The following is a 19,568-nucleotide window of genomic DNA, read 5'->3' as shown; positions in this document are numbered from 1 at the left end:
CTGTTCATGAACTGAAACGAGTTATTTGCGTGACTAGTCGCACACAGTTTAACTAAAATTGACGCTACTTCCAAACTCAGGATCCTTATGAACTGTTATTGATCGAGGAATTCTTTCTTTGAGTTCTTCCACATGAGAAATGACACCAACTATTCTGTTTTCCTGATAAAGATGCTGTAGGGTATCGAAAACTGTATTGATACTTTCATTATCTTGAGTGCCAAAACCTTCATCTATGAAAAAGAAATTTTTCTCTGATTTATTTAGAACTTGGATGTTTTCGGCTAAAGCTAGTGCCAAACATAAAGATGCTTGAAACCCTTGACCACCAGATAATGTCTTTACTGACCTGCGATATCCGTTGTTTAAATAATCAATTACTTCAAATTCATTATTTTCATTGATTGTTAAACTGAGCTGATTACGGGTTAAGCGATGAAATCGTTCATTAGCCATCGAACACATCTGACTCAAATGAATGCCTGAAACATAGTTTACAAAACCGTTTCCTTTGAATAAATTTTCTAAAATTTTTAGATTAGACCCTCTATTCGATATTTGCTCAAATTCCTCTAATAGTTTCTCTTTTTTTCCAAACTCTAAGGTTAGGTGCAAAAGCTCTTTTTCTAAGCCTCCAGTCAGGGCCAATTGCAATTCCAGTTCTTCGTTTTTTAAGGCAAACAATTCTGAAGTTGTTTGGATCTCTTCGTCTGAGAAATTCTTGTTTTTCAAGAATTCATTCAAGGAGGAAATTTGGTTCTCCAGGACTTCCACACGGACATAAAATTTGTGGATTTCTTGCCTGATTTGCTCTACTGGGATCGGTCTTTGAATGATTTGTTGAACTTCTGTAACGTCGTTGAATTTAAATTCTTTTAAGAGCTTTGCTATTTTTTCTTGCCTAATGTTTAATTGTTGATTATATAGGCTAAGTTGGTCTTTTGCGGCGTTACTTTGTCCAGCTATTTCTGCTAACTTATTTTTTAAGGCGTTTATTTTTTGAGTTAATGAAATAAATGTGTTTTCTATATAGGTAACTCTATTTTCTAAATCTAATTTGGTTTTTTGAATATGTTGAACATCGCTTTGCTCAAAATCCAAGAGGTTTAGGTGCTGTAGCGCATTCTTATTTTGTAAACTTACACCTTGAGAAATATCGATATTTGATTGTATTTCGTCAAGCTCCTTTTGGTATTTATCAATATTCTCTTTGTTTTTCTGTAGGTTTAAACGATGCTCCTTCAATTTGGTTTCCAGCTCAATAGTTTCTTGTTCAGTAGTTTTTAATTTTTGTTTTTGAGCTTCAAAGGCATCTGAATCGTCAGGCGAAAAACCATCCCATTTAAATTCCTCACTATGTTTCCTAATCGTGTTAGATAACTTTTTGAGATCATGATTTAAGTTTTCAAGGTTGGATCTTTTTTCTTGTAATAAAAGGCTGGTTTTAGCTAGTTTTTCTTTGAGTTGTTGAAAATTCTTTCTTGTCCGTTCCAATTCCTTTTTAAGATCTTCATTTTTTTGTAAATCATGATGAATTTGTCTTTCGATCATCGGATTTGGATGCTCTAACGCCCCGCAAAGAGGACAAGGATGACCATCAATAAGTTCAGTTGCAAAATGACTCAATTTGGCCTGAACCTTTAATTGAGTTTCATCTTCTCGTTGTTTTAGCTCGTCTCTTTCAATCAACATGAATTCGTTGTTGAGCATTTCTTCCCAATTATTTTCCGTGTATAAATGTTCGGTAAACTGATCTAGTTGAAGGCTAATCTCTTGATTAAAGGTATCAATCTGCTTAAAAATTTGCTGATAGGAGGTTTGGAAAGATTCTTTTTTTTGATACCATTGCTCCATTTCTATGAGTTGTGAGGTGTCAATTTTTTCTGATTTTATATCATCAAGTTGTTTCTCTGTCTTTTCTAATTGATTTACAATTTTTAGTTCAGCTTCTTTGGTCCTTTCCAAAAAAGGTTTTCCTTTTAGAAGCCTTTGCGTCAATAAATTGACTTGGACTTCACTTTCTTTGATCTTAAGGATATATTTAAAATCTTCTGCCTGTGCTCTAAGTGTATTTAAAGAATTATAATCAGCAAAAATTGATTCAATCTCTTTCTCAAGGATATCTATTTCTTTTGATTGGTTGTTTTTAGCTATTTGATAATTTTCGATTTTATGAATTAAGTTTTCTTTTTCACTATTTAGTGATTGGATTTGGCTTAGAGGTTCCTTAAAAGCATTTAAGGTACGTTCATATTGCAGTAGATGATTTTCTTGGATTTTTATTTTTTCCTTTTTACTGCTTAGATCTTGATATTCATTTTGCTTTTGTTGGACTTCAATTTGCTTTTCTTTGAATTCTTGTAATATTTGTACCTTGTTTGAGAGTTCGGATTGTGCTATTCTTGTTTGCTGAAGATTTAATTTTGCTTGCTGAACTTCTTCTTTTTTTAGTTGTAAAGCATCATTTGAGATACTTTCGAAACCGGAAAGGGCTCCCTTTAAATTTTCTAATTTTTTGTTATTAGAAGATTGAAGATGAGAAACTTTTGGTCCTAGATCGAATCTGTTCAATAAAAAGATCTCCTTCATCATTTCCGATCTATCCTTACCTTTGAGTTCCAAAAATTCTTTAAATTGGCCTTGGGGTATAATGATAGTTCTTCGGAAGTTAGGATAGGACAGATTTGTGATTTTAGCCCCATCTGCGGATTCCATTGGCACCCAATTTTCTTGAATCCACTCATAGGCTGTCCGCTCAATTCCTGTTGTATCTTCAAAATTCTTTCTGCGTTTCCATTGAGCTACAAAACGGAACTTCCTTTGCTCAAAATTTAAGAACTCAAAAATGATGATTGTCTGATTCGATTTCAGATTCATCATATTGTATGCTCTTTTGTCTGTTTTGTTTAATCTTTCAGTGTCCCCATAAAGCACAAAGCTTATTGCTTCTAAAATTGAAGATTTACCCGATCCCACTGATCCGAAAATTCCAAACAATCCGGCTTCAGTGAGTTGTGTGAAATCTATAATTTGTTTTTCTTGATAAGAATATAATCCTTCAATGCTCAAATATAATGGTAACATAATTAATCTTCTTTTTCTATTGAATTTGTTGCGATTTCATCGAAAAGCATAAGCAATTCTGTGTTCGGTTCTTGCCCATACTTAGATTTGAAATAATCTTTAAACAGATTTTTCATATCTTGATCAAGATTAACCTGGTTTGCAATCGAACCGTGATTGTTTTGGTTATTGACGATTGGAATGATGTGAATAATACCTGGATGAGCTTGATGCAAGCTTTTTATTTCATTTGATGTTAAAAAGGTATTCGATTCAATGGTTAATTCAACTAAAGAATTCTTATTCTCTTGTAACCAAAGGATTGCTTGATCAATCGAATTGAATCGTATACGTTGTAGGGGCTTGCCTTTTTTTAAAGGAACAGTCTTATATTCGGCAATTTCGTTAGGCGCCAAATCAACAATAACTACGTGTTTTTCTTGTCCACTCTCAGAAAAGGAATAACATAGAGGGCTACCTGAATAAATAGCGGGGTTCGTATCGTTTCCTATATTGTGAAAACGATGTAGATGTCCTAGGGCTGTGTATTGAATTTTATATGGAATACTATCAGAATACACTAAGTCGGCAAAACCCAAGCGAATTGGTTTTTCACCTTCAGGTTCTTGTAATAATTCACCACCTGGTTTCAGCATATAGAGATGGGTTGTTAAAATATTTACTCCAAGTGAATCACAATACCGGTCTGCTAATGCATTCCAAGATTGAGCTAGAACCTGTTGTAGTTGGACTGCTTTGTCATCATATCCTAAGAATTGCTTTAACCGAATTTCGTTTGCAAAAGGTGTGCTTATTATCCTAATTGGATAATTATAATGAGGAAGTTTAATTTCAATAAATCCTTTATCGGTCCGCTTTATTTCAAAACAGTTTTCAACGTTTATTGGCTTGGTTTCCATGTTTGGGTAACCAAAAAAGAATATACCGCACTCCCTCGCAAGTGGGTCCGGTGAATCAATTCTGTCAGGAGAATCGTGATTCCCTGCAATTGCAATGACTGGAATTTTTCCGTTTTTTGTTAATTGCTTTAATGTTCTATACAAGAGTTCAGTTGCCTCAACCGATGGGTTAAAAGTATCAAAAAGATCACCTGATACAATTACAAGGTCTACTTCCTGTTGATCTGCAATTGCACAAATTTCAGCCATCACTTCTTTTTGTTCCTCTAATCTGGAATAAAAATCCAGCTTTTTACCAAGATGCCAATCTGCAGTGTGTAATATGCGCATTTACGAAATATTTGATATAATGATGCTAAAAATACAGATTTTTATGCACCAAACAGGTTAAGAAATGTGAAAGATTATACAGGAAGGTTGTTACTTTTTACTGTTTTTTCTCTGAGTGTCCTAAATCCATTTCGGGATTTACAATGTTGCGAACCAATTGTTTAAGTTCTTTAATTTCAGGAAAACGTTGCATTCGTTTTCTGTCAAAAATAACTTCATCATTAATGTATATTGTGTAACGACCACTTACCTCACTGGGTTGTAAAGATACGACATACAAATCATCAACAAATGTAGTCAGTAACTCTTGGGCCATGTAACTAGCGCGCAGGAGCCAACCACATTTTGGACAGTATTCTATACGCAGAGAAGGTTTCATTCTTATAAATTACTAATTTTTAACAATCGTATATGGTTCAGTTGTTCCGTTATGACAAGTATTACATGTTATGTTCTTAACCAAGCCCTCGTGTTCGAAACTAAAATGTTTTTTATTCACTTTGTTGGTCATTCTAATCATATAACGTGCTACCTCTTTCATTGGTTTTTCGTCTGAGGCGAAGTCTAAACCTTTTTCCCCGTTTGGTTTAGCAGCGTGACAGTGATTGCATTTTACACCCAGCGCGGCATTAAAAGATTTCATCGTTTTTTCTAAATCTTCATTTGAAATGTTTTTTGGCAGAACTTTTAGATTCTTGGGTTTTTCTTCTTGATCTCCGAAGTTAAAGGCGCTTAATCCAATGACGATAGTACATAGACTTAATAAGGATGCAATCTTTCTTTTCATATTGATAGTCTCATTTTTGATAAGTAAAGCAATTTAATAAAAATTACACGAATTGTTATAGAAATGTCATGAAAACATTTAAATAATTGATATACAATGTTTTAATCGATTTTGTTTGGTGTGCTTTCGTGATATCCGTATTTTGTTAACTTTGACTTTCTTTCTAGAGGTTAATGCTTGATATATTAGTTGAATGATAATGCGAAGATTACTTTTATTTTTTGTCCTTGTATTTGGGATTAATTTGGTCGGGGTTGCTCAATTAAAAGCAATTTATGTAAAAAGTGGTTATTCTTACTGGATTAGAGTTCCGGAAAATATAAAGAAAAATGAAAGAAAACCAGTTCTAATATTTCTGCATGGTCGGAGCTTGTCGGGAAATGATTTAACTAGGGTAAAACGGTACGGGGTTTTGCGGGCCATAGAAAAAGGAAAAAAGATAGATGCAATTGTCGTTGCTCCACAAACTTCAAATGGATGGGATCCTGATAAATTGATTAAAGTTTTAGATGACGTTCTGAAGGAGTATCCAGCAAATGAACAACGCGTTTATGTGTGTGGAATGAGTATGGGTGGGTATGGTACCATGGATCTCGCTGGGAAGTACCCAGAAAGGTTTGCAGCCGCAGTAGCAATTTGCGGAGGGGGAAGTGCTGCTTACGCATGTAACTTAACTCAAGTTCCGCTTTGGATTCAACATGGAAGTGCAGATCGAGCTGTATCTGCGTCGGAATCTAAGAAAATATACAAAGCCATTAAAGAATGCGATGAAAATGCGGATGCTACATTAACCATTATTCCCGGTGGAACACATGGAAGTGTTGAAAGACTATTTCATAATGATAGAATTTATGATTTCATGTTTAAATATGAAAAAGGTAATTAGATATTTTTAAAGGTTTAAGTCCAATTGTTTTGATCATATTTATCCTTATTAGGCTATGAGTTTAAGGACCTGTTCAAAGCTATTGATGCTACAATTGACTAATCCTATAAAATATCTTTTGTAATTTTTGGTATTATTTTCGTAATTTAATTAAAAATAAACCATTGTAATTATGATACGAATAGCAATTTTGACCCTATTTCTATTGGTCTCTGAAAAAGGTATATCCCAAAAACTTGATTTAAATGCTATAAGGAGTGACTTTAACAAAGGTGTTAAAGACGAATTTTTATGTGAGAAATATCTAAAAGTATTAGATGAACATGCAGATAATCCAGTAGAGAGAGGGTATGCTGCTGCGTTTCATATGTTCATGGCTAAACACACCAATAATCCTTTCAAAAAAATGAGTTATTTTAAGACAGGAAGGAATAAACTAGAAGATGAGCTGAATTCGAATCCGAATAATGTAGAACTTAGGTTTATTCGCCTAAGTATACAATATCATATCCCTAAATATTTGAATTATCATGATGATATTAAGGATGATAAGGTTTATCTATTAAATAATTTGTACAAGTTGAATGATCCATTTGTAAAAGGAAAGATTTTTAAATATTTAAAAGGTGCTAATATGTATACTTCCGAAGAATTAACGTTATTAGGTAGGTAAATATTTATATTAGCAAAATGAGAATTAAATTAATAGCATTAACGGTATTTGTATTATTCGTTCACGTATTGAATGCTCAAAACAAGTACTCCATTGATCAAGTAAAGGTTTTGGATGTAACAGATAGACTTTGGGTAACCATTATCCCAAGTGATCAAAACAAGTTGGAGATTGACGGAGAGTTGGCTGACAAAGTAGAAACGGTATTTTCGGGCAATGAACTCAGACTTAAGATGAAAGCGGGATATTATTTAAAAGGTAACCAGGCTTCTGTTATTTTGTACAGTAACAAAATTTCAAAAATAATTGCAAGAAAAGGATCTGAGGTTAATGTGGAAAAAGATAGTTTAAAAGCTCCTGAAATGAACTTTAATGCGAATCAGGGAGCGAAAATTCGAGCATTGATTTCAGCATCAACAATCCATGTTATTGCTAGTACCGGAGCAAGTGTGGATCTCTTGGGTAAGGCAGATCATATTGAAATCAACACAACGGCGGGAGCATCCTTTTTTGGTAAGGATTTGAAATCTGTATCAACGATTGTTAGGGTAAATGCTGGGGGAAAGGTTCAAGTGAATGCATCCCATTCAGCAGATGTGGAAACAAGGTTAGGTGGTACCATTGAAGTCTATGGAAATCCTAATCAGCAAAAAGAACATAAAATTGCCGGCGGAAACATTACCTTTTTCAAAGACTCCCAATAGAAACAATGAAGATCAAGGCTCCTTATCTAGATTTTTAATAGTTGCCATAAAGCTCTGAATTGTTTTTAATATGTTTAATAAAGATGGATGATTAATAAATTAAAAAAAGCTTATAAGAAGTTTAAATTTCCTGATTCAAAATCAATATTGAAGTTGTAACTTTGCGGCATGTCAGAAAAAATTATCATTCTCGATTTTGGATCACAGTATACACAGCTAATTGCTCGTCGTGTTAGGGAGTTAAATGTTTATTGTGAAATTCATCCATTTAATAATTTACCAGAATTTGACGAGACCGTAAAAGGAGTAATCCTGTCAGGAAGTCCTTATTCTGTACGTCAGCAAGATGCTCCACAAATTGATTTTCAAAATATTCAACAAAATTTTCCTTTACTAGGGGTTTGTTATGGTGCACAATATATTGCACAAAAATCCGGCGGTGAAGTATTGCCTTCAGAAATTCGTGAGTACGGGCGTGCAAATTTACAATTTGTAGATCAAGAGAATAAGCTTTTAATAGGCGTACCTTCTCAATCTCAAGTGTGGATGTCACATGGTGATACAATTAAACAAGTTCCAGAGAATTTTAATGTTATTTCTAGCACAGATAAGGTTCGAGTTGCTGCATATCAAATTCAGGGTACTCAAACATACGGAATTCAATTCCATCCGGAGGTTACCCACAGTACAGACGGGCAGGTTTTATTGAAAAATTTTGTTATAGGTATTTGCGGGTGTAAACAAGATTGGACACCAGATACATTTGTAGATTCGACTATAAAAGAATTGAAAGAGAGTTTAGAATCTGATCATGTTATTATGGCCTTATCTGGAGGAGTTGACTCAACTGTAGCTGCTGTTTTATTGCATCATGCTATTGGAACTAAATTACACTGTTTTTTTGTTGACCACGGCTTACTTCGTAAAGATGAGTATGAACAAGTGTTGGAATCATATAAAAATATGGGACTGAACATTAAAGGAGTGAATGCAAAAGATCTTTTCTACTCGAGATTAGCTGGAGTCTCAGATCCAGAACAAAAGAGAAAAATTATAGGCGCCTCATTTATAGATGTTTTTGATCAAGCAGCTAAAGATATACAGAAAGAGCTTCCTGCTGGAGCTGAAGCTAAGTGGCTAGGTCAAGGAACCATTTATCCAGATATTATCGAATCTATTTCAGTGAAAGGTCCCTCAGCAACTATTAAGTCTCATCACAATGTTGGTGGCCTACCGGACTACATGAAGTTGAAAGTTATTGAGCCTTTAAAGACTTTGTTTAAAGACGAAGTCCGTCGGGTTGGCAAGACCTTAGAAGTTGATCCTGCAATTTTAGGAAGACATCCATTTCCAGGACCGGGTCTAGCTATTCGAATTTTAGGAGACATCACGGAAGAAAAGGTACGGATTTTGCAAGAGGCTGATGAGATCTACATCCGTAATTTGAAAGATTCAGGATGGTATGATAAGGTATGGCAAGCTGGAACAATCTTTTTGCCTATTCAATCGGTTGGTGTTATGGGGGATGAACGCACCTACGAACATGTAGTCGCTTTAAGAGCTGTAGGCTCTTTGGATGGGATGACAGCAGATTGGATACATTTACCGTATGATTTATTAGCAAAAATTTCAAACGAAATTATTAATCATGTCAAAGGAATCAATAGAGTCGTGTATGATATCAGTTCAAAACCACCTGCAACCATTGAGTGGGAATAGGCTAAAGAGAAGTTATAGGAACTCCATCACGGCGATATGCCTTGTTGCCCTTTTCGCTGTGAGTTCATGTTCACCAAAATCCTCTGGTGTACTCCGTAATCCAAATGTTATAGGGGGAAATGTGGGTAAACCGAATGATGGTAAACCGGATGCTGAAGAAAAAGTAGAGGACAAAAAAGGAGATAGAGTTAATAAAATGACTAACATCGCTCTTTTACTACCCTTTCAACTGGATAAGATCGCCAATTCTAACGTGATAGAACAGGATGTTAAGCGCTCAGCAATGGCATTGGATTTCTATCAAGGATTTCAGCTTGGTGTCCAAGCAGCTTCAAATAAGGACGGGAAATACAAAATTCAAGTATTAGATACAGAAGATAACGAGCTGAAAAATGTGAAATTGGCAGCTACCAAACAAGTGGAGAACGCCAGTATTATTATAGGACCGGTATATCCAAAAGAGATTCGTTCCTTTGCAAAAGGCAATATTAATAAGAAAATACTTCAAGTAAATCCTTTGGCTGCAACCATGCCAACCGAATTTAATATCAGCAATTTAGTTTCGCTAACTCCTCCAATCCGTATGCATATGCGTACAATTGCAGATGCTTTAGTTAGCAAATATCGACAAGGTGATATTGTGATTGTTTATGAGAGTAATGATAATGATCATAGACAATTTATTTCTGGGTTTGATGGAGAAATTCGAGAAAAAATTCAGGGAGTAAAATTGCTTCATGTTTCCTCAATTGATCAATTAAATCAATCAATCCCAGAAACGGGGACTGCATTTGTTGTTTCCGGAACCACGAATGCTACTCAATTGAGATCTTTAGTAACTTCTTTGAACAACCAAATGAATCAAGGGGCGGTAATTAAATTATTTGGACACCCATTCTGGGAACGTTTTGATTTCAGACCTTATGATAATTTTTACCGCATGGATCCAACCATTACCACTGAGAGCCATTTAAAAGTGTGGAATGCAGAAGTTCAGAGTTTTCAGAGAGCATATAAAATGGAATTTCAGGTAGAGCCGTCCGATTACTCCTATAAGGGTTATGATGCTGGTCGATACTTTACTACCCTGTTAAACAAATATGGTGAAGACTATGCTGAAAAAGTCGTCGGAGAACCTTATAACGGAATCTATTCTGATTATCAATTTGTTTATAATAGTCAATGGGGTTTTATGAACCAGGCAGTGATCGTTAAAACGTATAGAAACGGATCATTTCAATAAAATGGATTTTGGATAAACTTACTATTCGCACCCAACAACACATACGTAACTTTGAGAAAACTCTGGCTGAATATCAGTTTGACGAACCTTTTTCCAAATTTTTAACACAGTTTTATCGGAATAATAAGCAGATGGGATCGTCCGATAGGAGGATGAATTCTAGATATTGTTATAATTATTTTCGAATTGGGAAAGCATTTGAAGATTTATCTGTTATTCAACGGCTACAGATCGCTGAGTTTCTGTGCGAAACGCAGAGTGCATTAATCAACGTACTATTACCAGAATGGAGTGCTAAATTGCAAGACAGTTATGAGCAGAAGGTATCTTTTATAGAATCAACGTATGGTTCATTTATAGATCGGGTATTTCCAGCTCCTATGGAGCTCTCAAGCGGGATAGATGCCCATAGTTTTGTTACTTCACATTTCATTCAACCAGACTTATTCATTAGGGCTAAAAGGTCCAAATCAGAGCATGTAAGAAAAGAATTGACTAGACAGGAAATTTCTTTTGTTCAATTATCCGACCAGACATTCGTTCTTCCTAATGGAACTAATTTGCAAAGCATAAACCACCTACAGGGTACTTATGAGGTTCAGGATTGGGCATCGCAACAAACAATGCGCAATATACCTCTCCTATCAGGAGATTCTTGGTGGGATTGCTGCGCGGCCTCAGGCGGCAAAGCACTTATGATGCTAGATACAGAACCAAATATTAAATTATTAGTATCTGATATTAGAATGAGCATATTAAGAAATTTGGATGAACGTTTTGAGAAAGCAGAAATTAAAACTCCGTACAGTAAAAAGGTTCTTGATTTGTCTAATCCAGTAGATAAAAATGTGTTGGATGAAAAATTTGATGGTATTCTAATGGATGCTCCTTGTTCAGGATCTGGGACTTGGGGTAGGACACCTGAAATGCTGTCTAAATTCAATCAGGCTGAAGTTTCTAAATACTCAGAACTACAAAAAAAGATTGCAAGTCATGTTGTCCCTTTTCTCAAAAAAGGCAAACCACTTATTTATATAACTTGCTCCGTATTTTCAAAAGAAAACGAAGAAGTTGTTCAATTCATTACTGATGAATTGAATTTACAATTAGTAGCCAATGAAACTATTGTAGGATTCGATAAAAAGGCCGACTCTATGTTTATAGCGCATTTTGTAAAGCCGTATTAATCGCAATTTAATGGAATAACCAACACTGGACAGCTGGCTTTGCGAATTAAGGCCTCAGATACGCTTCCAGAAAGGAAGTGATCAAATCCAGTACGACCATTAGTGCCAATAATAATTAAATCTGCAGTCCATTCTTTAGAAACTTGCAGAATCTCGTCTCTTACATCTCCAACTCTGCTAAAAGTAAATGTCTCCTTTGCGTTGGTGAATTCATTGGCCAAGCGTTCTAAAAAGACCTGAGACGCTCTATGTTGAATTTCAGAAACTTCTGGGACTATAATAGGTTGCTGACCTAATAACGGGTCCACGCCATAGGATGATGGAGATGTTGGGGGTACTACAGTTACTAAAGCTAATGATGGGTTTAAATCTTCAACTATTTCTTTAGCATAATTTATAGCGTTTTCAGAGCAAGGTGTATCATCAACTGCGAGTAAAATCCGGGTGAATTTTTTAGTGGTCATGGCTATGGGATTTATAATTGTCTACTTAAATATAAGAAAAACGTTTAAATTAGCTTAATTGTTTTTTGAAAATAAGCATATTATGGATTTAGCAGTTTGTGTTCTGAGTTCAATATCTATTTTAGCAGAGCCAGAAGTCTCAAGCAAACGTGTATATGAATTACTCTTCGGTGAAGGGGTTCAGCTCCTTGAAAAGGAAAATGAATGGGTATTTGTACGCGTATTACAAACTCAGATTCACGGTTGGATCATGCAGGGTCAAATTGATTTAGTTCAGCAACTGAATGACTCAGGCGAGATTGTTGGTTTGAGTGGCGGATTTGCTATGAGTAAAAAATACAGGAGAATCAAACTTTTTAATGGATCGATAATTCATGATCATCATGCTCTAATTACAAGAAATGATGTTATTAGCTTTTCGAATTCCGGAATTATACCCTTTAATCTTACTCAATTGGGAGATGACTCTGATGAAATAGACGAGTTTCTGGATGAATTTCTAATGAATTATTTGAATACACCATTTGCCTATCAGGGAAGGAGCGTCCATGGTATTGACGCGATTGGCTTATGCCGAATGTTTTACCGGCATTTTGGAGTTGAACTACCGGCTGATCTAGATTCCATACTTCAATTGGGAAATTCAGTTGACTTTAGTTCTGAAATAAAGCTTGGTGATCTTGCTTTTTTTGACGATCTGGATTCACAAATTATACATATTGGAATCGTACTTGGTGAAGATGAAATTCTGCATGTCCTTGAAAAGGTTCGCATAGATTCTCTGGACGATCAAGGGATATTCAATTTTGACCTTCAAAAATATTCACACAAACTGAGAATAGTGAGACGTTTGGTTTAAGATCTATCAGTAGGTGAAAAAAAAGAGCCTCAAAAATTGTTAAATTTTTGAGGCTCAAAAGAATTAAAATGAATCTAAATTATACATTGAAACGAAAGTGCATAACATCGCCATCTTCAACTATATATGTTTTTCCTTCGACACTAAGTTTTCCAGCTTCCTTAACAGCAGCCTCGGATCCATAAGTGATGAAATCTTGATATTTGATAACTTCTGCACGAATAAATCCTTTTTCAAAATCAGTATGAATTACTCCAGCAGCTTGAGGTGCTGTGAATCCTTTTTCGATCGTCCATGCTCTTACTTCTTGTACCCCCGCAGTAAAATACGTGGCTAGGTTTAACAAAGAATAGGCTGCTCTGATTAATTTATAAACCCCAGACTCTTCTAAGCCTAAATCATCTAAAAATATTTTGCGTTCCTCATAATCTTCTAATTGAGCAATCTCCGATTCAATTTGAGCAGAGATAATCAAGACTTGAGCATTTTCTTCCTTCACAGCATCTATTACGCGATCAACATATGCATTACCGACATTTACAGAGGCCTCATCAACATTACATACATACAGGACAGGTTTTATTGTCAATAGTGATAGATCCTCAATAAATGCAAAATCTTCTTCTGTGATAGGAGAAGTTCTTGCCGATTTACCAGATTCTAAATGACCTTTAACCACCGATAGAATTTCAAAGGTTTTCTTAGCATCCTTATCTCCACCTGTTTTAGCCATTTTCTCTACCCTTTGGATACGTTTAATAACGGTATCTAGATCTTTTAATTGCAATTCAGTATCAATGATCTCTTTATCACGAATTGGATCAACTGATCCATCTACATGAATAACATTGCCGTCATCAAAACATCTTAGAACATGGATAATAGCATTGGTTGTTCGTATATTCCCTAAGAATTGATTTCCTAAACCTTCACCTTTTGAGGCACCTTTAACTAAACCGGCTATATCTACGATTTCGATGTTATTTGGAAGAATACGTTGAGGTTTAACTAATTCTGCAAGCTTATTCAGACGTTCGTCAGGAACGGTTATTACACCAATATTCGGTTCAATCGTACAGAAAGGGAAGTTTGCTGCTTGTGCCTTTGCGTTTGATAAACAGTTGAATAAAGTTGACTTGCCTACGTTCGGTAGACCTACTATACCACATTGTAATGCCATAAGTGCTTTTTCTTAAAATTGCGACAAAGATAATAAAATACGCTCAGATTAAGGATATCCATTTTGTCTATAATTTTAGGCTTCTCTTTGATTTAAATTACCATGGAAATTATATTTTTTTTGGGAAATTAAGTCGTTGGTTTTTAAAATTGTACGCTTTAATTTACATTTTTTAACTCTTGACCTTTAATCCTTCGTGTATGATTGGAGGTCATACCTACAAATTAACACATATATTATTTTAAAATATTAGAAGGAGGTTATATGAAACAGTTATTCTACATTGTATTATTATTTGGCGGTATAGCTATTGCTAAGCCAGCTGAAGCGCAGATAAATGTAAGCTTTAATATTGGATTGCAACCTCAATGGGGACCGGTTGGTTATCAACAAGCAAGATATTATTATATGCCTGAGATTGATGTCTATTACGATATCTCAAATCGTTCTTATACTTATTATGACGGAAGGTCTTGGGCATCTCATAGATCTTTACCGAGAAGGTATCGGAATTATGATCTCTACCGCACTTACAAAGTAGTTATTAATGATTCCAGACCATGGAGAAATCATCGTCACTACCGTGATCGTTATAATGGTTATTCAAGAAATTATTCACAGGTTTCAATTCGTGATGGTAGATCACACAGATATGATAAAGATGATTACAAATACCACAAAAAAGTATATAAGAATCGTGAAAAATTTCATAAGAAAATGGAAAAGAGACATAGAAAACATTACAGAGACAATGATGATGACAGAAATTATCGTCGTCATAGATAGAACTAAGGCGTTTAACAAAGCTTAGTAAGTTTAGTCTTATCCCCCGAAGTCTCCTATACAACTATGAAGTATTGGAGACTTTTTTTTAAATCGCAACAGACCAATAAGAATGGAATTTTCTATATCAAGATGTAGAAAAACAATGGGTTAAACAAAATGTTAAAAAATGTAAAAAAAGAAGCTCAGTTGACCATCATTTAACTTTTTGATTTGCTTTAATATGCTTAATTTTGGTGAATCTCAATTGATTCAATTTTCATGTTTAGAAACATTTATCTGTTCGGTGTTGCCATCCTTTGTTTATTCAGCTTTATATATGCATGTAACCCAATTGTAGGTTCGACATCCAATCGAATTGATCAGGATTCAACATTGATAACGATGGAGGAAAACCCAATGCCAATTCAGAAAGATACAATTTTATTGATGGACCTACTGGATTCACTTAATCGCAACAAATTTGTATTCCCAGCTCTTGATTCATTGAATACCATATCTCCTAAGCAAGCAAAATCTTTGTTAAAGGATTCTATATATAGAGAACTAAACAAAAAAGACAAGCACATTTACCTGACTTTCGATGATGGTCCGTTAATAGGAAGTTCAGCTATCGATTCAATCATTACGAGTAAGGACACCAAAATTAGTACCTTCTTGGTTGGAAGGCATGTGAATATGAGTAAGCGATTAAGACGTGACTTTAATCGCTATATGAACAATCCATTAGTGGAATGTTATAATCACAGTTATTCTCATGCAGCTAATAAGTTTCATGTTTTTTATAGTAATCCAGACTTAGCTGTTGCTGATTTCTTGAAATGCGAAACAGATTTGGGCCTAACTGATAAAATTGCTCGTATGCCCGGACGGAATGTCTGGTTATTTGATGGTGTACGTCGAGTTGATTTGACCTCAGGAGCGCAAACAGCAGATCTTTTAGGTGCTAATGGGTTCAAAATTTACGGATGGGATGTAGAATGGAAGATCAATGGACTCTCTGGAAAGCCTGTTCAATCTGTAAGCGAATTGTATAGACGGGTTAGGGTAATGCTCGGAAATAAATCAACGCTTAAACCGAATAATATTGTTCTATTGATGCATGATGATATGTTTCAGAGTAGAAATGGTCAATTATTATTAAGTAATTTGATAGATAGTCTAAAACAGCATAATGACTATAAGTTTGAATTCATGGTTGATTATCCTATTAAATATTAGGTAATTTAGCTCCGAGGGTAATAGACTTGTTGATTGTAATTAAGTTTCACCTATATGACCTTATCGCAGTTATTCAAAAAAATACTTCCTTTTACAAAACCATATAAAAATCTTATTTTTTATACGTTGGTCTTTACAGCGGTGGGCTCATTTGCCGCCCAAGTAAATGCTTTCATTTTAAAATATACTGTAGACTCCATAAGCGACCTCCTAGCAAATGAAACCCCATTAAAAGCAGGAATACATCTTTTAGGGATTATAACTGTTATATTGTTGGTTAAAGAAGTCCTATATTCTTGTCTTCAATTTGGTCAGAAATATTTTGGTGAGAAATTGAGAATTATGATTGCCCGTGATCTTTCCCAAGCAATTGTTGATAGGATTTTAACTTATCGAATGAATTTTTATACATCTAATGTGAATGAATCTGGAAAACTGCAGACACGGATAGATGCAGGAGTCAGTTCTTTAACCCGATTAGTTCAAAATTTCTTCATCGATATTTTTCCGTTGTTTACAAATGCCATAGTGGCCTTGATATGCATGTTCTTAGCCAATTTTTACGTGGGCTTGGTTGGATTGTTTATTATTCCAATTTACTTTTTCGTTTCACAGATGCAAGCCAAAAAATTATCAGGCTTTCGTAGGAATATGCGTCGGTATCGAGAGAATAAAAACAATCAGATCATTAATTTGATTGATTCGATAACTGTTATTAAATCTTTTGTGCGAGAAGATTTAGAGGCAAATAGGCATAAGGAGATTCAATTTGAAATGACTGAAAATCAAATGGCTACACGTAAAACGTCATTTTTGTTTGATAGCGTAAAGAGTTTTATAGAGCAAATTGGGGTCGTAATAGTAATTATCTTAACTGCATATTTTGTCTTGAACGAACAAATGACAATTGGGGCTATATTATTTCATATCATGTTGTTTAACAATGTCTCGGCTCCAATTCGTCAATTGCATCGAATTTATGATGAGGTAAATGATGCATTGATTTACTCAGAGAGCTTTTTTGATATTTTAGAAGATCAAGAACAAAAGGAACCAAGTGGAAACTTTAAACCTGGGGAAATAAAGGGATTTATTGAAATCAGAAATGTAAATTTCTCGTACCCAAACGGTCACCAAGCATTGTATAATGTCTCTATATCAGTTCGACCAAATGAAAATACCGCTTTAGTGGGTTTATCTGGCGCAGGAAAAAGTACAATTATTAATTTATTGGATAAGTTTTACCAACCAGATTCTGGAATGATCCTTTTAGATGGTGTGGATTTGAGAGAATATGATACTGATTTTTTAAGAGAAAATGTCGGTTTAGTCTTGCAAAAGAATCATATTTTTAAGGGAAGTATTGCTGAAAATATCCGATATGGTAAAACGTTAGCCAGTGAGCAGGAAATCACAGATGCTGCCAAAAAGGCTTATATCCACGATCAAATTATGGAGTTACCTCAAGCTTATGAATCTGAGGCTCAATTACTCTCTGGTGGACAACAACAACGGATTGCAATTGCTAGAATGTTTTTAAAGAATCCGCCAATAATATTTCTTGATGAACCCACTGCAAATCTGGATGCAATCGCGACCGAGCAAATCAAGAACAGTTTAGATGCTATTAAAAAAGGAAGAACTGTTATAACCGTCTCACACAGTATCTCTCAGATTATTGATTCAGAACATATCATTGTTTTAGAAAAAGGGAAAGTAGTAGAAGACGGAACACATGATGAATTGTTTAAAAATCATGGTGCATATTATAAGATTTTCAGTGCAATGGCAAATAGTCTGAACATCCATAAAATAACAGAATCTGTGAAATCGGGTTAATTGTATAAAATGGGCTTGTTTTTTGTGTACATATATTCATAAAATTTCAATCAAAATATCTATATATGCTATACCCATTATTGCAGTCATTTGTTAAGTTTGGTCTACATTGGTATGTTGCAGATTGGCAGTTAAAGAATTTGAAACTTATCGATTATAATAAACCAACTTTAATCGTATCTAATCACCCAAACTCTTTTTTTGATTCCATTATCATAGCTGCATTTGCACCAACCGAAATTCGATTTTTAACTCGTGGTGACGCTTTTCGTAAACCTTTGGCAAATTGGGCGTTGCGTAGTTTTTTTATGCTACCCATTTATAAAAAAAGAGATGATATTGAATACGAAATAAAAAATGCATTTACATATGATGAATGTGCAAGACAATTAGATACAGGGGTTAAAATTTTTGTTTTTCCAGAAGGTATTTCTCGAAACCGAATTGAATTGGGACCATTTATGCCATCAGGTGTTTCATCTATTATTCAAAGGGCTATCCAGATGGATATTCCGATTCAGCTACAAGCCTATGTAATTGGCTATAATTCCTTTAATAATGTCCCTAAATCAGTCTATTTGGAAGCTTTAACTGGGATCGACTGTACTGATTATATACTAAATGGTGAAGTTCAAACCTCTACCATACTCCATATACTTAAAGATCAAATTGCTGATCATGTACCTAAGCAAGCCATCCAACCCACGCGCGGATTATATGAATCGAGAAAGTGGATGAAATATCCAGCTTTATTGGGATATTATACGCATAATTGGTATTATCAATTGGTAAAAAAGCAGGTTAAGAAAAGAACCGATGGTACGATATTTTTCGATTCTATGAATTTTGGGGCTTTGTTGTTTTCTTATCCTATTATTGTATTCATCCTGAGTTTTATAATAGGTAATATTTTTGGTTTTTGGTCGGGGCTATTACTTTTTGTTTTATTACCAGCATTGTCTTATTGCTGGGTACACTACGAACCTATTAAGGTTGATCAAGAAGCTACATCAGCAAGAACAAATTCTTTGAATACCTAAACATTCGCTTTTTTTTGAATTGCAATTAATTTTTGATAGATTTTTTTACCGATTTTTATTCCAAAATAAAGGATTAATACAACAATAATAATTCCCAATATTGGTAAAAAAATGGCTAAAGCACTCAATAGGGAGGAACCCACTGTTTCGACTGTTGAGATAAGGGGATTACCCAAAGACGCAGTGCTTCCTGTAGATGCCAGCCTTGATGTCGCAAAAATGGAACTGATCGTTGCTGCGGTTCCACCTCCAGCTATCAATGCTAAAGACCACTGAATCCAAGAATTCACTTCTGTAAATTGCGAAGCAAATAATAATGATCCTGCAATAGTTGCTAATGGAATCGAAATGCTATCTAATAGATTATCTATAAAAGGGATATAATAGGCGATAATTTCTATTAAGGAGGCAATCCCGCTAGTTAAAACTACTGGAGCCGTACCCATCCACGAATAACTTTCATTGACAGGAATCCACCCCATAAAGGTGCCTAAACTTAAAAAAAATACTGGTAAGAATACCCTGAAGCCTGTTGCAGCAGCAAGACCAATCCCAACAAATAAAGATAAAATATAAGGAATGTATTCAGTCATATTTGGTTTATTCTAAAGCTATCAAAAATCTAACCATTAAAAAAGAAGCATTTTGCTTCTTTTTTAATAAAATTAAT

Annotated in this window: 18 protein-coding genes; 11 read left to right on the top strand and 7 right to left on the bottom strand. The window is 34.7% G+C overall.

Annotated elements, in window-relative coordinates:
• Positions 1 to 48: 48 nt before the first annotated feature.
• The 4 genes from AC6CHH_RS15050 to AC6CHH_RS15035 all read right to left on the bottom strand — a co-directional run bounded on the left by AC6CHH_RS15050 (position 49) and on the right by AC6CHH_RS15035 (position 5,100).
• Positions 49 to 3,084, bottom strand: a complete 3,036-nt coding sequence (locus tag AC6CHH_RS15050) for an SbcC/MukB-like Walker B domain-containing protein (protein WP_498284335.1) — start codon at positions 3,082 to 3,084, stop codon at positions 49 to 51.
• A 2-nt stretch (positions 3,085 to 3,086) separates the two neighbouring features.
• Positions 3,087 to 4,313, bottom strand: coding sequence for a metallophosphoesterase family protein (locus AC6CHH_RS15045; protein WP_498284333.1), 1,227 nt, complete (start codon positions 4,311 to 4,313; stop codon positions 3,087 to 3,089).
• A 97-nt stretch (positions 4,314 to 4,410) separates the two neighbouring features.
• A complete protein-coding gene (locus AC6CHH_RS15040) occupies positions 4,411 to 4,692 on the bottom strand; it encodes an Rdx family protein (protein WP_498284331.1) in 282 nt (93 codons plus the stop codon).
• A gap of 12 nt (positions 4,693 to 4,704) precedes the next feature.
• Positions 4,705 to 5,100 carry a c-type cytochrome gene (locus AC6CHH_RS15035; RefSeq protein WP_498284329.1) on the bottom strand — a complete coding sequence of 132 codons (396 nt, stop codon included), beginning with the start codon at positions 5,098 to 5,100 and terminating at the stop codon, positions 4,705 to 4,707.
• Between the two features lie 199 nt (positions 5,101 to 5,299).
• On the opposite strand from AC6CHH_RS15035, the gene AC6CHH_RS15030 reads away from it, so the two are divergent.
• The 6 genes from AC6CHH_RS15030 to AC6CHH_RS15005 all read left to right on the top strand — a co-directional run bounded on the left by AC6CHH_RS15030 (position 5,300) and on the right by AC6CHH_RS15005 (position 11,512).
• Entirely contained in the window at positions 5,300 to 5,986 is a 687-nt protein-coding gene (locus AC6CHH_RS15030; RefSeq protein ID WP_498284327.1) for a carboxylesterase family protein, read from the top strand.
• A gap of 172 nt (positions 5,987 to 6,158) precedes the next feature.
• A complete protein-coding gene (locus tag AC6CHH_RS15025; protein ID WP_498284325.1) occupies positions 6,159 to 6,659 on the top strand; it encodes a hypothetical protein in 501 nt (166 codons plus the stop codon).
• Between the two features lie 17 nt (positions 6,660 to 6,676).
• Positions 6,677 to 7,363, top strand: coding sequence for a GIN domain-containing protein (locus AC6CHH_RS15020; RefSeq protein ID WP_498284323.1), 687 nt, complete (start codon positions 6,677 to 6,679; stop codon positions 7,361 to 7,363).
• A 168-nt stretch (positions 7,364 to 7,531) separates the two neighbouring features.
• Entirely contained in the window at positions 7,532 to 9,082 is a 1,551-nt protein-coding gene (gene guaA / locus AC6CHH_RS15015) for a glutamine-hydrolyzing GMP synthase (protein WP_498284321.1), read from the top strand.
• Positions 9,012 to 10,325: an ABC transporter substrate-binding protein gene (locus tag AC6CHH_RS15010; RefSeq protein ID WP_498284319.1), complete on the top strand. Its 1,314-nt coding sequence runs from the start codon at positions 9,012 to 9,014 to the stop codon at positions 10,323 to 10,325. Before guaA ends, AC6CHH_RS15010 begins: the two co-directional genes overlap by 71 nt.
• 8 nt (positions 10,326 to 10,333) lie before the next feature.
• On the top strand, positions 10,334 to 11,512 hold the full coding sequence (locus AC6CHH_RS15005; protein ID WP_498284317.1) for an RsmB/NOP family class I SAM-dependent RNA methyltransferase: 1,179 nt from the start codon (positions 10,334 to 10,336) through the stop codon (positions 11,510 to 11,512).
• Here the strand turns inward: AC6CHH_RS15005 and AC6CHH_RS15000 are convergent.
• Positions 11,509 to 11,976, bottom strand: coding sequence for a universal stress protein (locus tag AC6CHH_RS15000; RefSeq protein ID WP_498284315.1), 468 nt, complete (start codon positions 11,974 to 11,976; stop codon positions 11,509 to 11,511). The two genes, AC6CHH_RS15005 and AC6CHH_RS15000, sit on opposite strands and share 4 nt — an antisense overlap.
• A gap of 82 nt (positions 11,977 to 12,058) precedes the next feature.
• Between AC6CHH_RS15000 and AC6CHH_RS14995 the strand changes: the two genes are divergently transcribed.
• The gene (locus AC6CHH_RS14995; protein WP_498284313.1) at positions 12,059 to 12,835 is read left to right on the top strand and encodes a C40 family peptidase; all 777 of its coding nucleotides are present in this window, start codon (positions 12,059 to 12,061) and stop codon (positions 12,833 to 12,835) included.
• 79 nt (positions 12,836 to 12,914) lie between these two features.
• On the opposite strand, the gene ychF is transcribed toward AC6CHH_RS14995, so the two are convergent.
• Positions 12,915 to 14,015: a redox-regulated ATPase YchF gene (gene ychF / locus AC6CHH_RS14990; RefSeq protein WP_498284311.1), complete on the bottom strand. Its 1,101-nt coding sequence runs from the start codon at positions 14,013 to 14,015 to the stop codon at positions 12,915 to 12,917.
• Positions 14,016 to 14,279: 264 nt separating this feature from the next.
• Here ychF and AC6CHH_RS14985 point away from each other — a divergent pair, with 264 nt between their 5' ends.
• The 4 genes from AC6CHH_RS14985 to AC6CHH_RS14970 all read left to right on the top strand — a co-directional run bounded on the left by AC6CHH_RS14985 (position 14,280) and on the right by AC6CHH_RS14970 (position 18,898).
• The gene (locus tag AC6CHH_RS14985) at positions 14,280 to 14,801 is read left to right on the top strand and encodes a hypothetical protein (protein ID WP_498284309.1); all 522 of its coding nucleotides are present in this window, start codon (positions 14,280 to 14,282) and stop codon (positions 14,799 to 14,801) included.
• 258 nt (positions 14,802 to 15,059) lie between these two features.
• Complete coding sequence (locus AC6CHH_RS14980) at positions 15,060 to 16,019, top strand: polysaccharide deacetylase family protein (protein WP_498284307.1); 960 nt, start codon at positions 15,060 to 15,062, stop codon at positions 16,017 to 16,019.
• Between the two features lie 54 nt (positions 16,020 to 16,073).
• Positions 16,074 to 17,858: an ABC transporter ATP-binding protein gene (locus AC6CHH_RS14975; protein WP_498284305.1), complete on the top strand. Its 1,785-nt coding sequence runs from the start codon at positions 16,074 to 16,076 to the stop codon at positions 17,856 to 17,858.
• 65 nt (positions 17,859 to 17,923) lie between these two features.
• Positions 17,924 to 18,898, top strand: coding sequence for a 1-acyl-sn-glycerol-3-phosphate acyltransferase (locus tag AC6CHH_RS14970; RefSeq protein WP_498284303.1), 975 nt, complete (start codon positions 17,924 to 17,926; stop codon positions 18,896 to 18,898).
• Here AC6CHH_RS14970 and AC6CHH_RS14965 read toward each other — a convergent pair.
• The gene (locus tag AC6CHH_RS14965) at positions 18,895 to 19,491 is read right to left on the bottom strand and encodes a DUF4126 domain-containing protein (RefSeq protein ID WP_498284301.1); all 597 of its coding nucleotides are present in this window, start codon (positions 19,489 to 19,491) and stop codon (positions 18,895 to 18,897) included. The two genes, AC6CHH_RS14970 and AC6CHH_RS14965, sit on opposite strands and share 4 nt — an antisense overlap.
• Positions 19,492 to 19,568 lie beyond the last annotated feature (77 nt).

The sequence above is a fragment of the Sphingobacterium sp. GQ94 genome, assembly GCF_059758715.1.
The sequence above is the reverse complement of the archived record's forward strand: the minus strand, read 5'-3'. Positions and strand labels throughout refer to the sequence as shown.

Bases quoted from the DNA above. Each gene is read 5' to 3' on its own strand.
- AC6CHH_RS15000 (WP_498284315.1), bottom strand. From the start codon at position 11,976: ATGACCACTAAAAAATTCACCCGGATTTTACTCGCAGTTGATGATACA.
- AC6CHH_RS15040 (WP_498284331.1), bottom strand. From the start codon at position 4,692: ATGAAACCTTCTCTGCGTATAGAATACTGTCCAAAATGTGGTTGGCTC.
- AC6CHH_RS15035 (WP_498284329.1), bottom strand. From the start codon at position 5,100: ATGAAAAGAAAGATTGCATCCTTATTAAGTCTATGTACTATCGTCATT.
- AC6CHH_RS14975 (WP_498284305.1), top strand. From the start codon at position 16,074: ATGACCTTATCGCAGTTATTCAAAAAAATACTTCCTTTTACAAAACCA.
- AC6CHH_RS14980 (WP_498284307.1), top strand. From the start codon at position 15,060: ATGTTTAGAAACATTTATCTGTTCGGTGTTGCCATCCTTTGTTTATTC.
- AC6CHH_RS15045 (WP_498284333.1), bottom strand. From the start codon at position 4,313: ATGCGCATATTACACACTGCAGATTGGCATCTTGGTAAAAAGCTGGAT.
- AC6CHH_RS14970 (WP_498284303.1), top strand. From the start codon at position 17,924: ATGCTATACCCATTATTGCAGTCATTTGTTAAGTTTGGTCTACATTGG.
- AC6CHH_RS14965 (WP_498284301.1), bottom strand. From the start codon at position 19,491: ATGACTGAATACATTCCTTATATTTTATCTTTATTTGTTGGGATTGGT.
- AC6CHH_RS15010 (WP_498284319.1), top strand. From the start codon at position 9,012: ATGTCAAAGGAATCAATAGAGTCGTGTATGATATCAGTTCAAAACCAC.
- guaA (WP_498284321.1), top strand. From the start codon at position 7,532: ATGTCAGAAAAAATTATCATTCTCGATTTTGGATCACAGTATACACAG.
- ychF (WP_498284311.1), bottom strand. From the start codon at position 14,015: ATGGCATTACAATGTGGTATAGTAGGTCTACCGAACGTAGGCAAGTCA.
- AC6CHH_RS15020 (WP_498284323.1), top strand. From the start codon at position 6,677: ATGAGAATTAAATTAATAGCATTAACGGTATTTGTATTATTCGTTCAC.
- AC6CHH_RS15050 (WP_498284335.1), bottom strand. From the start codon at position 3,084: ATGTTACCATTATATTTGAGCATTGAAGGATTATATTCTTATCAAGAA.
- AC6CHH_RS15025 (WP_498284325.1), top strand. From the start codon at position 6,159: ATGATACGAATAGCAATTTTGACCCTATTTCTATTGGTCTCTGAAAAA.
- AC6CHH_RS14985 (WP_498284309.1), top strand. From the start codon at position 14,280: ATGAAACAGTTATTCTACATTGTATTATTATTTGGCGGTATAGCTATT.
- AC6CHH_RS15030 (WP_498284327.1), top strand. From the start codon at position 5,300: ATGCGAAGATTACTTTTATTTTTTGTCCTTGTATTTGGGATTAATTTG.
- AC6CHH_RS14995 (WP_498284313.1), top strand. From the start codon at position 12,059: ATGGATTTAGCAGTTTGTGTTCTGAGTTCAATATCTATTTTAGCAGAG.